Below are 12,130 nucleotides of genomic sequence, written 5' to 3' on the forward strand. Positions count from 1 at the left end.
AAGGAGGGAAATACTATGTCTAAAAAATTAGAGATCACCCTCACACGGAGTGTTATAGGTAGAAAAGAAAAACAGGTTAAAACTGTTGAAGCATTAGGACTTAAAAAGATTAGTCAATCCGTAGTTCTTGAAGATACTCCATCCGTACGCGGTATGATCAATAGAGTATCTCATCTTGTAGCGGTAAAAGAAGTTTAATAACATAAGTGTAAAGAGGAGGTGCTCGCATGAAACTACATGAATTAAAAGCAACTGAAGGATCACGTAAAGACAGAAATCGTGTTGGTCGTGGAACTTCTTCAGGAAATGGTAAAACTTCTGGTAGAGGACATAAAGGTCAAAAAGCACGTTCTGGCGGCGGTGTTCGCCCAGGATTCGAAGGTGGACAAATGCCTTTATTTCAACGTTTACCAAAACGTGGTTTTACTAATATTAATCGTAAAGAATATACAATAGTTAATTTAGAAACTTTAAATCGCTTTGAAGAAGGAACAGAAATTACTCCAGAGCTATTACTAGAAGAAGGTATCGTAAGCAAACTAAATGCAGGTATTAAAGTACTTGGAAAAGGCGCTATCGAAAAGAATCTAACAGTAAAAGCTCATAAGTTCTCTACTTCTGCAAAGGAAGCAATTGAGGCAGCGGGCGGTAAAACTGAGGTGATTTAATGTTTCGTACATTCTCCAATTTATGGCGCGTTGCTGATATCAGACGGAAAATAATTTTCACTCTACTTATGTTAATTGTCTTCCGTCTAGGTACATTTATACCAGTACCATTTACAAACAATGATGCTATTGACTTTATGAACAATCAGCAAAATGTATTTGGATTTCTAAATACATTCGGTGGTGGGGCTTTACAAAACTTCTCCATTTTTGCAATGGGAATTATGCCTTACATTACTGCATCCATCATTATGCAATTATTGCAGATGGATATTGTTCCTAAGTTTACTGAATGGAAAAAACAAGGTGAAATGGGACGCAAAAAGCTTGCTCAATTCACCCGATATTTCACAATCGTGCTAGCATTTATCCAGGCTATTGCAATGTCTATAGGATTTAATGCATTAGCTGGAGGAATGTTAATTGAAAATCCTAACTTTGCGAAGTTCTTAGTAATTGCTATAGTTTTAACTGCTGGTACTGCATTCTTGATGTGGGTAGGAGAACAGATTACTGAACATGGTGTTGGCAATGGGATCTCTATCATCATTTTTGCGGGTATTGTTGCGGCAGTACCAAATGGTGTGGCACAGTTGTATAGCCAGTATTTTATTAATCCTGGTGATCAATTGTTTATCAATATTGTTATTGTTGCTTTAATTGCCCTGGTTGCTTTGGCCGTAATAGTTGGCGTTATTTTTGTTAACGAGGCATTAAGAAAAATACCAGTCCAATATGCAAAAAAAATGGTAAATCGTTCTACGGTTGGTGGCCAATCAACTCATCTACCAATAAAAGTAAATGCAGCTGGTGTTATTCCTGTAATATTTTCTGTTGCATTTATTATTGCGCCACGTACGATTGCTAGTTTCTTTGATGGAAAGGTTGCAGCAACAATTACACAGATATTTGATTATACACAACCTATTGGTATGGTAATCTATATTGCGTTAATTATAGCTTTCTCATATTTCTATACATTTGTTCAAGTGAATCCAGAGCAAATGGCAGAAAACTTACAAAAGCAAGGTGGATACATTCCTGGTATTAGGCCCGGGAAGAATACAGAGACATATTTGACAAGAGTAATTAATAGACTAACTTTTGTTGGTTCTATTTTCTTAGCTGTTGTTGCTGTCTTACCTATGGTTTTAGGTAGTCTTGCTAATCTACCTACCGCAGTACAAATTGGCGGCACAAGTTTACTAATCGTTGTAGGTGTTGCGTTACAAACGATGAAACAATTAGAAGGTCAGTTAGTGAAACGTCACTACAAGGGATTTATTAAGTAATTTCCTGCTGCCAACAAAGAGCGAGGGGAAAACGATGAACTTAATATTAATGGGTTTACCTGGTGCAGGTAAAGGTACACAGGCAGACAAAATTAATAATAAATATAACATCCCTCATATATCTACAGGGGATATGTTTCGTCTAGCTATTAAAGAAGGAACAGAACTCGGGAAAAGAGCTAAAGAATTCATGGATCAAGGTGAGCTTGTTCCCGATGAAGTTACAGTTGGAATAGTAAAAGAACGTTTAAGTAAAGACGATTGTAAAAACGGCTTTTTACTGGATGGTTTTCCAAGAACAATTGCACAGGCAGAGGCTTTGCAACAACTTCTATGTGAATTAGGTTTATCACTTGATCATGTTATTCATGTAGATGTACCGGAAGAAAAATTAGTGGAGCGTCTTACTGGTCGTAGAATTTGTCCAACTTGTGGAACAGCTTATCATGTATTATTTAATCCTCCGAAAGTTGAAGGGATTTGTGACAAAGATGGTTCACATTTAGTTCAACGGGACGATGACACAGCTGAAACGGTCAAAAAACGTTTATCAGTTAATATAGAGCAAACTCAACCATTACTTGATTTTTATGAATCAGAAGGGTATCTTGTTAAAGTAAATGGAGATCAAGAGATAGATAAAGTCTTCCAAGATATTCAAGGATTCCTTGAAAAGTAATTCCGAAATTTAACGGTTCTCACCGAACAGATGCATTTCTCTTTGGTAATCGTTATAATAAATATGATAGTTTGGGAAAACTCATGTACACCTTTTTTGTAAAGTGACACTATTTATAATTTACCTTTATTGGTGACAAACAAACTATAGCCTAAGTGCAGGTGATCTTGTTGAACGAAGGTGCTAAGGGCGCGTTAGGTCAGGTTGTTCGTGTTTTGCAAGGACGTGAAGCAGGCCAGTATATGATTGTTATTGAACAAGTAGATGATCGTTATGTCTTGCTAGCAGATGGGGAGAAACGCAAAACAAATCGACCAAAGAAAAAGAATCTGCATCACATTGAGATGACGGATTATGTTTCTCCTGAAGTCCAAAACAGCCTTCTAGAAACTGGTCGTGTCACAAATGGGAAATTACGATTTGCCATATCAAAGTTTATAAATGAGATTGTGACTGAACTTGAGAAGGGAGATCTACACGATGGCGAAAGATGATGTAATTGAAGTCGAAGGTACCGTGACCGAGACATTGCCTAATGCAATGTTTAATGTAGAGCTTGAAAATGGCCATACTGTATTGGCTCACGTTTCTGGTAAAATTCGCATGCATTTTATTCGTATTCTACCAGGAGATAAAGTGACGGTTGAACTTTCTCCATATGATTTAACAAGAGGACGAATTACGTACCGTTATAAATAGACTCTCCATATAAAAGGAGGAATAACTTATGAAAGTAAGAGCATCTGTTAAACCAATATGCGAAAAATGTAAAGTTATTAAACGCAAAGGCAAAGTAATGGTCATTTGCGAAAATCCGAAACATAAACAAAAACAAGGTTAATAAGGAGGTGCTATCCATACATGGCACGTATTGCAGGTATTGATATTCCACGTGAAAAACGTGTAGTAATTTCATTAACATATATTTATGGAATCGGCAAAAAGACTGCACAGAAAATCCTTAAAGAGGCTGGCGTTTCTGAAGACACTCGTGTGCGTGATTTAACAGAAGACGAATTAGCAAATATTCGTAAAGCTGTAGATGCATATACTATCGAGGGTGATCTACGTCGTGAAATTTCATTAAACATTAAGCGTCTAATGGAAATTGGTTCTTACAGAGGATTACGTCATCGTCGAGGATTACCAGTTCGTGGACAAAATACAAAGAATAATTCACGTACTCGTAAAGGCCCACGTAAAACGATGGCTAATAAGAAAAAATAAGTAAAGGAGGTTCACATAAATGGAACGTAAAACAAATACTCGTAAACGTCGTGTGAAAAAGAATGTTGAATCAGGTGTAGCACATATTCGTTCAACGTTTAACAACACTATTGTTACTATTACGGACAAACAAGGGAATGCAATTGGCTGGAGTTCTGCAGGTGCATTAGGCTTCAAAGGTTCTCGTAAATCTACTCCATTTGCTGCACAAATGGCTGCTGAAACTGCTGCTAAATCTGCAATTGAAAATGGAATGAAAAACTTAGAAGTAACTGTTAAAGGTCCAGGAGCTGGACGTGAAGCTGCAATTCGTTCACTTCAAGCAGCTGGTTTAGAAGTTACAGCAATTGTAGATGTAACACCAGTTCCTCATAACGGTTGTCGCCCACCAAAACGTCGTCGTGTTTAATTTTACCGTATAGAATTTGTCACCCTGTCAATAATGGGTTATGATAGCTAAAATGTCGGTGATTATGGTCACTATTACAGCATCGATGATAAACCAGTACGTAAAATAATAAGGTAGTGCAGAAACGCCAACTGCCTTTGGGGAATTTCGGTTAGACTTTTGTCTAGCCGGGGTTTCGACGTTTTAAAGGAGGGTTTTATTTAATGATCGAAATTGAAAAACCAAAAATTGAAACGGTTGAAGTTAGTGATGATGCTACATTCGGCAAATTCGTGGTTGAACCGCTTGAGCGTGGATATGGTGCCACTCTAGGAAACTCCTTGCGTCGTATCCTTCTATCCTCACTTCCAGGTGCTGCAGTTACATCCGTTCAAATCGACGGAGCAATGCATGAGTTTTCTGCGATTGATGGAGTAGTAGAGGATGTAACACAAATAGTTTTGAATCTAAAAAACTTAGCTTTAAAAATCTATTCGGATGAACCTAAAACATTAGAACTTGATGTTCAAGGTGAAGGACAAGTAACTGCACGGGATCTTACTTATGATAGTGATGTGGAAGTTTTAAATCCAGATCTTCATATAGCTACCTTAAACAGTAAGGGTAACTTGCATATGAAAATTACGGCAGAAACTGGACGTGGTTATCGTCAAGCTGAAGAAAATAAACGTGATGATCAAGCAATTGGTGTAATTCCAATTGACTCCATCTTCACTCCTGTATCACGTGTATCTTACCAAGTTGAGAACACACGTGTAGGACAAGACGCTAACTTTGATAAGTTAACATTAGATATTTCAACTAATGGAAGCATTCGTCCAGAAGAAGCTATTTCTTTAGCTGCAAAAATAATTACGGAGCATTTTAATATTTTTGTTAGCCTAACAGATGAAGCTCAAAATGCTGAAATTATGGTTGAAAAAGAAGAAGACCAAAAAGAAAAAGTAATGGAAATGACAATTGAAGAATTGGATCTTTCCGTTCGATCTTATAATTGCTTAAAACGTGCTGGAATTAATACTGTTCAAGAGCTTACAAACAAATCTGAAGAGGATATGATGAAAGTACGTAACTTAGGACGTAAATCTTTAGAAGAAGTTAAGCTTAAACTAAATGATCTTGGTTTAGGTTTACGTGAAGACGACTGATACTTACAGTCACCTAGAGTTTCAAAAAAGGGAGGGTTATAGTCCATGGCTAGAAAATTAGGACGTACTACAGATGCCCGTATGGCACTTCTTCGTAACTTAGCTTCTGATTTAATTATTCATGAACGTGTGGAAACTACAGAAGCAAAAGCGAAGGAACTAAGAACTATCGTTGATAAAATGATTACGTTGGGTAAACGTGGTGATCTTCATGCGCGCCGTCAAGCAGCAGCATTTCTTTATAATAAAGAAGCTGATGATGACAACAATGTTGTTCAAAAACTATTTGATGATGTTGCTGCACGCTACGAAGATAGACAAGGTGGTTATACACGTGTTCTTAAACTTGGTGAACGCCAAGGTGATGGAGCAAAAATGGCTATCGTTGAATTAGTTTAATGATACAACATGCGGCAAGGGCAGGACTCAATTCTCTCACGAGGTGAATCCAGGCCCTTTTTTTGTACGCTAGGAAACCAACATATTCGCATTATACTTTAGTATGGTTTGTATTTCCCAACTAGATTAACAGGGGGACTATGTATGGCAGGAAATTTAATAGAGTTTAAAGATGTATCATTTCGATATAGTGAGCAAGATCCCTGGGTACTAAAGAATGTAACATTTACAATTAAAGAAGATGAATGGGTCGCAATCATAGGTCATAATGGTTCTGGGAAATCTACTATCGCTAAACTAATCAATGGTTTACTATTTCCTCAAGAAGGGGAAATTTTGATAGGTGGAAAGAAAGTAACAGAGGATTCTATTTGGGATATACGTAAAGATGTCGGAATGGTATTTCAAAATCCAGATAATCAGTTTGTTGGAGCAACCGTTCAAGATGATGTAGCCTTTGGTATGGAAAACCGTGGTATAACCAGAGAAGTGATGGTGGAAAGAATCCAATCAACACTAGAAGCTGTAGGAATGTCGGATTATCAGTTTACTGAACCACATCGATTATCTGGTGGACAAAAGCAGCGGGTTGCAATTGCTGGTGTATTAGCGATTTCTCCAAGAGTGTTAATTTTAGATGAGGCAACTGCCATGCTAGATCCTAATGGTCGTAAAGAGATTATGCAAACTGTATCACAGCTGCAAAGTAAGCAAGGTTTAGCTCTCATCACAATTACTCACGATTTACAAGAAGTCGTTCAGGCAAATCGAGTTATTGTTATGAATAAGGGAGAAGTATGGAAGGAATCTGTACCAAGGGAGATTTTCACTGAGAAGGAAGAACTGAGAAAGATTGGACTTGATGTACCGTTTGTTACTACTTTAGCAGACGCATTAAAGGATATTGGCGTAAGTATATCAAAGGAACCTTTAAACCACGAAGAGTTGTTGGAGGAGCTATGGACATTACATTTGAGAACGTAAGCTATACTTATCAGAGAAATACCCCATTTGAGCATAAAGCATTAGAAGATTTATCTTTCCATATAAAATCAGGTTCCTTTGTAGCAATTGTCGGTCATACAGGTTCAGGAAAATCAACACTTATTAGTCATTTAAATGGTCTATCCATACCAACAGATGGAAAAGTTAAGGTAGGTAAGTATTTATTAACAAAAGACCATAAGCCTGGTGATATGAAAGAGCTACGAAGCAAGGTTGGTGTTGTATTTCAATATCCGGAGCATCAATTATTTGAAGAAACGATTGAAAAGGATATAGGATTTGGTCCAGAAAACTTTGGTGTATCAGAAAGTGAAATTAAAGAAAGAACGCATGAGGCATTGTCAGCGGTAGGCCTTTCGGAGAATCTTCTAGATCGATCCCCATTTGATTTAAGTGGTGGACAAATGCGCCGGGTAGCCATAGCTGGAGTTCTTGCAATAAAGCCAGATATTTTAGTTTTAGATGAACCAACTGCTGGCCTCGATCCTAGAGGTCAAAAAGAAATCATGGATATGTTTTATAGGCTTCATCAAGAACAGAGTTTAACCACTGTACTTGTTACACATAGTATGGAAGATGCCTTAAAGTATGCGGATCATGTCATCATTTTAAATAAAGGTAAGAAATATTTAGAAGGAACCCCAGAGGACGTCTTTGTACAGAAGGATGCTTTGAAGCAAGTTCAATTAGATGTACCAGAAATTGTCCAGTTTATAACGAGTTTTAATCATAAATTTAATACTTCTATTCCGTTTTCCAATCAATCTACTGAACAATTAGCAAAGCAAATCAAACAGGCTCTGATTGGAGATGAGTTGGAATGAATAATTCGTTAATTATTGGACAATATGTTCCTGGAAACTCCATTGTACATCGACTAGATCCTAGAACAAAGATTACGATTATATTCTTTTTTGTCTTTATTGTATTCTTTGCAAATAATTTACCAAGCTATGCGATCCTAGTTGCTTTTGCTTTTGCTAGTATGTTTGCTTCAAAGGTTCCAATTCGTTTTATACTGAAGGGTTTAACACCTGTCTGGTTTCTTATTATATTTACCTTTTTACTACATTTATTTGTTACGAAAGAAGGCACTCTTGTTTTTGACCTTTGGATTTTTAAATTTTACTCTGGTGGTGTTATTCGAGGTATTGCCATAGCCATTCGCTTCTTTCTATTAATTCTAGTAACTTCCCTCTTAACACTAACGACAACGCCGATTGAGATTACAGATGCCATTGAAGACATGCTAGGGCCCTTAAAAAGGATAAAGTTCCCTGTACATGAACTAGCTTTAATGATGTCTATATCTTTAAGATTCATACCAACTCTTATGCAGGAAACAGATAAGATTTCAAGAGCACAAGCATCAAGAGGGGTTGACTTTAGAACAGGACCAATTAAAGACCGTATCAAAGCAGTAATACCTTTATTGGTTCCTTTATTTGTAAGTGCGTTTAAGCGTGCAGAAGAACTTGCGATGGCGATGGAAGCACGGGGGTATCAAGGTGGAGAAGGAAGATCAAAACTAAGAGAATTAAAGATTGAAAAAATGGATATATTCGTATATATCATTTTTATCGTGGTCATTATTTTATTATTTGTAACTAGAACCTATGGATGAGGATTGACACTTATGGGAAGGTTTAAATGTACTATTCAATACGATGGAACCCTATTTAACGGTTACCAAGTACAACCAAATAAACGGACTGTTCAAGGTGAGATAGAAAAGGTACTCCGTAAAATGCATAAGGGTCAAGATATACGTATCATTGGTGCAGGTAGAACAGATGCTGGAGTACACGCATTGGGACAAGTGATACATTTTGATTCTACGATGGAGATCCATGAAACAGGCTGGAAAAAGGCATTAAATGCGCAATTGCCGGATGATATTCATGTCCTGAGTGTGGAGAAGGTACATCCCGACTTTCACGCAAGATTCGATGTAATAGAGAAGGAATATCATTATTTCATATTAAATCAAGAAACACCTGATTTATTTAAGAGAAATTATATGTACCATTTTCCATATTCGCTGGATATGGAAAAAATGCAGGAAGCATGCCAATATTTAGAAGGTACTCATGACTTTACGACATTTTCTTCTTCTAAGGCGACGGTTAAAGGCGATAAAGTCAGAACCATTTATGAAGCTTCTTGTAAATGGGAAGATAATCAAGTGGAATTTATCTTTCGAGGAAGTGGTTTTTTGTACAATATGGTAAGAATACTTGTTAGTGTTTTACTAGATATTGGTCAAGGGAAAAGAGAGCCTGAAGATATACCTATTCTACTTGAAAAAAGGGATCGACGAGTTGTGGGGAAAACCATAGACGCTCATGGACTTTATATGTGGAAAGTTACCTATGGGTAAAGCCTCAATTAATAGAAAAAGCAACCGAAGAAGCTTGACAACAGCCCCACATGTATTATAATATGATTTATGGCATTTTATTTCTTAAGAAACCATGATTAGCCCCGGAAACTAATTATGATAATAATAAGAATAACAATAAATTGAACGATTAAATGAAATTTGGAGGGAAACTATCATGCGTACAACTTTCATGGCTAATGAAGCTAATACGGAACGCAAATGGCTAGTAGTGGATGCTGAAGGCCAACGCCTTGGTCGTCTAGCAAGTGAAGTTGCAGCTATCCTTCGTGGAAAGCATAAACCAACTTACACTCCACATGTTGATACTGGTGATCATGTTATCATCATTAATGCTGAAAAGGTAGAATTAAGTGGAAACAAATTAAATGACAAAATGTACTATAACCACTCAGGTCATCCAGGTGGACTAAGAGCGCGTAATGCTGAAGAAATGCGTTCTAAATATACAGAAGAAATGATTGAGCGTACTGTTAAAGGTATGCTTCCAAAAGGTCCATTAGGTCGTAAAATGGCTAAGAAACTTCATGTGTTCAAAGGATCTGAGCACAATCATCAAGCACAAAAACCAGAAGTTTACGAGCTTCGTGGGTAATCAAAGGAGGTAAATGATTTTGGCACAAGTACAATATTATGGAACAGGTCGTCGTAAAAAGTCAACTGCTCGTGTACGTTTAGTACCAGGTACAGGTAACATTAAAATCAATGGTCGTGATGCAAAAGACTATTTCCCATATGAAACACAACTTCTAATTCTTAACCAGCCTTTAGCTGCTACAGAAACAGAAGGAACTTATGATGTATTAGTAAACGTTCATGGTGGTGGATTCACTGGCCAAGCTGGTGCAATTCGTCACGGTATCTCTCGTGCATTATTAGAAGCAGATCCTGAATATCGTTCTACTTTAAAACGTGAAGGATTCTTAACTCGTGATGCAAGAATGAAAGAACGTAAGAAATACGGTCTTAAAGGCGCGCGTCGTGCACCTCAGTTCTCAAAACGTTAAAAATCCAATCGTATCAAGGATTTCGCCCATTTGGAATTTATTTCAAATGGGCTTTATTTTACCAAAAACCGGTGAAAAACACCCGAGTGAATGTAATTTGAATGTAATTTTTTTCGAAAAAATTTCGAAGGACTCACTCTCGGCTGTTTTTAGGGATTCGAACATGCGCGTGTCACACCTTTTTATATCTCATTATTCTTCTTCGCTTGGGAAGGTTTCTTTATTCAAGTAGCTCGCCAAAAGTTTACTTAAACTACCGTCTACATCTTCGGTGATGTGTGTGTAAATATCCATTGTGGTACTGATACGTGCATGTCCTAATCTTTGCTGAATGTCTTTCATTCTTGCCCCGGATGCAAACAACATAGAAGCGTGGGTATGCCGCAGCCCATGCACCCTGATATTTTTCAATTTGAATTTCTTACAGGCGAAATGAAGTCGCTCGTTCAGATGCGCGAGCCGTATTGGTTTCAGATCGCTTGGACGCGGGAAAAAATTTCTCAATTTCGGGATTGCCACGGTCTTCCCGTAGTTGTTTGTTCAGTTTCTTCAACTTTACCATTGTGCGCACCGAATTCTTCGTTTTCGGACGCAGCAACAGATATTCCTCGTTGATCCAAATGAGGTTCTTACTAATCTGCAATTCCTTTTTTTTTGCATACATCCGATTCGAGTAGCGCACCAAGTTCACCTTTGCGGATGCCAGTATATAGTAAAGTCCGAAACATCGCATATACGCGGTACGGAAATTCCTGCTCCGTCCGGTTCAAGAAATAATTGACCGTATCCCGTTCCCAAAATTCGATCCCTTGATCTTCTTCCTGACTGCTATACTCGTCCACGTAGGCTGGGTAGATCAATTCATCCATCGGATTTTCCTTGATGATTTTCTTCCGCTTTGCGTAGCGGAACAGCAAGTCCATTTGATTTCCATAATCCTTGAAATATTTCATCTTCGTCGCAAGTCCGTCAATGAAACGCTGGCATAGCGGCTATATTTCCGGATCGCGGGGACCGTTATGCAAACACCATTTACAATCATGATTACCTTAAAACGAAAGGGATTAATGTGGAAATCACCTTTGATCCAAAACATGTAGATAAAAAAGGTGTTGTTCATTCATGGTCTTACGCGTCATATCTTAAAAACACAGTTTTAAATATAAAAAACCGACTACACTTAGAAATGAGTTGAAATAAATGGAAATAGCATTATTTGAAGAAAAACACCTCCCGGAATGTACGAGTACATTTATGGATGTTTTTAATCAGGAACCGTGGAATGATGAATGGACAAAGGAAACGGCTAAGAATTATTTAGAAGATTTCACACATACACCGGGTTTTAAAGGGATTGTCGCTTTTGACGGGGAAGAAATGATAGGATTTATTTTTGGAAATCTAAAACATTGGTGGAGTGGCGACGAATTTTTCATCAATGAAATGTGTGTAGTGGCAGACAAACAAAATTCTGGCATTGGATCAAAGATGATGAATAACTTAATAAAAGAATTAAAATCAGACGGAGTAAGTATGATTTCACTATTAACTGATAGAGGGATACCGGCTGAAGGTTTTTACAAAAAACACGGATTTTCTGAAATAGAACGACTAGTATTTTTAAGCAGGAGTATGTAAGGGACAGAGGGACAACAAAACCTGTCCCCTCGTCCCACTCATTCACTTCCTTTAATAATTCCGATTCGGTTTTCCATTTGCGGGGGTTCTTCAAACCATCCGTTCTTAATTTTATTTTCAATTCCTTCTTGGGCATAGGTATAAACATCTTTTGCGATAAACATGGTTTTCATCATCTTTGGAAGCTGATTAAAGCGCTATATGAAGCCGAGCAAAAGTAAAGTCCAATTAATCCTTTATTCAATAAAAGGGCCTTA

21 protein-coding genes are annotated in these 12,130 nt (G+C 37.5%); 18 read left to right on the top strand and 3 right to left on the bottom strand.

The window, feature by feature from the left end:
* Positions 1–15 precede the first annotated feature (15 nt).
* The 17 genes from rpmD (at position 16) to rpsI (ending at position 10,235) form a co-directional block, all read left to right on the top strand.
* Positions 16–198, top strand: a complete 183-nt coding sequence (gene rpmD / locus MHI02_RS01800; protein ID WP_047185885.1) for a 50S ribosomal protein L30 — start codon at positions 16–18, stop codon at positions 196–198.
* Positions 199–227: 29 nt separating this feature from the next.
* Positions 228–668 (top strand): 50S ribosomal protein L15, encoded by a 441-nt coding sequence (gene rplO / locus MHI02_RS01805; protein WP_047185884.1) that lies wholly within the window; start codon positions 228–230, stop codon positions 666–668.
* Complete coding sequence (gene secY, locus MHI02_RS01810; protein ID WP_060668145.1) at positions 668–1,960, top strand: preprotein translocase subunit SecY; 1,293 nt, start codon at positions 668–670, stop codon at positions 1,958–1,960. Before rplO ends, secY begins: the two co-directional genes overlap by 1 nt.
* Before the next feature lie 34 nt (positions 1,961–1,994).
* Positions 1,995–2,639: an adenylate kinase gene (locus tag MHI02_RS01815; protein WP_341165595.1), complete on the top strand. Its 645-nt coding sequence runs from the start codon at positions 1,995–1,997 to the stop codon at positions 2,637–2,639.
* Between the two features lie 170 nt (positions 2,640–2,809).
* Positions 2,810–3,133 carry a KOW domain-containing RNA-binding protein gene (locus MHI02_RS01820; RefSeq protein WP_047185881.1) on the top strand — a complete coding sequence of 108 codons (324 nt, stop codon included), beginning with the start codon at positions 2,810–2,812 and terminating at the stop codon, positions 3,131–3,133.
* Positions 3,120–3,338, top strand: coding sequence for a translation initiation factor IF-1 (infA, locus tag MHI02_RS01825; RefSeq protein WP_010095735.1), 219 nt, complete (start codon positions 3,120–3,122; stop codon positions 3,336–3,338). Before MHI02_RS01820 ends, infA begins: the two co-directional genes overlap by 14 nt.
* 28 nt (positions 3,339–3,366) lie before the next feature.
* Positions 3,367–3,480, top strand: a complete 114-nt coding sequence (gene rpmJ, locus MHI02_RS01830) for a 50S ribosomal protein L36 (protein ID WP_010095733.1) — start codon at positions 3,367–3,369, stop codon at positions 3,478–3,480.
* Between the two features lie 20 nt (positions 3,481–3,500).
* On the top strand, positions 3,501–3,866 hold the full coding sequence (rpsM, locus tag MHI02_RS01835) for a 30S ribosomal protein S13 (protein ID WP_047185880.1): 366 nt from the start codon (positions 3,501–3,503) through the stop codon (positions 3,864–3,866).
* 19 nt (positions 3,867–3,885) lie between these two features.
* Positions 3,886–4,275: a 30S ribosomal protein S11 gene (gene rpsK / locus MHI02_RS01840; RefSeq protein WP_341165596.1), complete on the top strand. Its 390-nt coding sequence runs from the start codon at positions 3,886–3,888 to the stop codon at positions 4,273–4,275.
* 203 nt (positions 4,276–4,478) lie between these two features.
* A complete protein-coding gene (locus MHI02_RS01845) occupies positions 4,479–5,423 on the top strand; it encodes a DNA-directed RNA polymerase subunit alpha (protein WP_047185878.1) in 945 nt (314 codons plus the stop codon).
* 45 nt (positions 5,424–5,468) lie between these two features.
* Positions 5,469–5,822, top strand: a complete 354-nt coding sequence (gene rplQ / locus MHI02_RS01850) for a 50S ribosomal protein L17 (RefSeq protein WP_047185877.1) — start codon at positions 5,469–5,471, stop codon at positions 5,820–5,822.
* Positions 5,823–5,966: 144 nt separating this feature from the next.
* Entirely contained in the window at positions 5,967–6,806 is an 840-nt protein-coding gene (locus tag MHI02_RS01855) for an energy-coupling factor ABC transporter ATP-binding protein (protein WP_047185876.1), read from the top strand.
* Positions 6,782–7,651: an energy-coupling factor ABC transporter ATP-binding protein gene (locus MHI02_RS01860; RefSeq protein ID WP_060668143.1), complete on the top strand. Its 870-nt coding sequence runs from the start codon at positions 6,782–6,784 to the stop codon at positions 7,649–7,651. The genes MHI02_RS01855 and MHI02_RS01860 overlap by 25 nt, the downstream gene beginning before the upstream one ends.
* On the top strand, positions 7,648–8,451 hold the full coding sequence (locus MHI02_RS01865; protein ID WP_341165597.1) for an energy-coupling factor transporter transmembrane component T family protein: 804 nt from the start codon (positions 7,648–7,650) through the stop codon (positions 8,449–8,451). The genes MHI02_RS01860 and MHI02_RS01865 overlap by 4 nt, the downstream gene beginning before the upstream one ends.
* A 12-nt stretch (positions 8,452–8,463) precedes the next feature.
* Entirely contained in the window at positions 8,464–9,207 is a 744-nt protein-coding gene (gene truA / locus MHI02_RS01870) for a tRNA pseudouridine(38-40) synthase TruA (RefSeq protein ID WP_047185873.1), read from the top strand.
* A gap of 178 nt (positions 9,208–9,385) precedes the next feature.
* Positions 9,386–9,823: a 50S ribosomal protein L13 gene (rplM, locus tag MHI02_RS01875; protein ID WP_047185872.1), complete on the top strand. Its 438-nt coding sequence runs from the start codon at positions 9,386–9,388 to the stop codon at positions 9,821–9,823.
* A 19-nt stretch (positions 9,824–9,842) separates the two neighbouring features.
* Positions 9,843–10,235 carry a 30S ribosomal protein S9 gene (gene rpsI / locus MHI02_RS01880; protein WP_341165598.1) on the top strand — a complete coding sequence of 131 codons (393 nt, stop codon included), beginning with the start codon at positions 9,843–9,845 and terminating at the stop codon, positions 10,233–10,235.
* A gap of 192 nt (positions 10,236–10,427) precedes the next feature.
* On the opposite strand, the gene MHI02_RS18495 is transcribed toward rpsI, so the two are convergent.
* Both MHI02_RS18495 and MHI02_RS01885 read right to left on the bottom strand, forming a co-directional pair.
* Positions 10,428–10,754 carry a tyrosine-type recombinase/integrase gene (locus MHI02_RS18495; RefSeq protein WP_083452520.1) on the bottom strand — a complete coding sequence of 109 codons (327 nt, stop codon included), beginning with the start codon at positions 10,752–10,754 and terminating at the stop codon, positions 10,428–10,430.
* A gap of 113 nt (positions 10,755–10,867) precedes the next feature.
* Positions 10,868–11,188, bottom strand: coding sequence for a hypothetical protein (locus tag MHI02_RS01885; RefSeq protein ID WP_204798443.1), 321 nt, complete (start codon positions 11,186–11,188; stop codon positions 10,868–10,870).
* Between the two features lie 247 nt (positions 11,189–11,435).
* On the opposite strand from MHI02_RS01885, the gene MHI02_RS01890 reads away from it, so the two are divergent.
* Complete coding sequence (locus MHI02_RS01890) at positions 11,436–11,873, top strand: GNAT family N-acetyltransferase (protein WP_047185869.1); 438 nt, start codon at positions 11,436–11,438, stop codon at positions 11,871–11,873.
* Between the two features lie 38 nt (positions 11,874–11,911).
* On the opposite strand, the gene MHI02_RS01895 is transcribed toward MHI02_RS01890, so the two are convergent.
* Positions 11,912–12,037: a DUF3231 family protein gene (locus MHI02_RS01895; protein ID WP_216883864.1), complete on the bottom strand. Its 126-nt coding sequence runs from the start codon at positions 12,035–12,037 to the stop codon at positions 11,912–11,914.
* Positions 12,038–12,130 lie beyond the last annotated feature (93 nt).

The organism is Oceanobacillus sp. FSL K6-0118 (genome assembly GCF_038006665.1).
GTDB lineage: Bacteria > Bacillota > Bacilli > Bacillales > Amphibacillaceae > Oceanobacillus > Oceanobacillus caeni.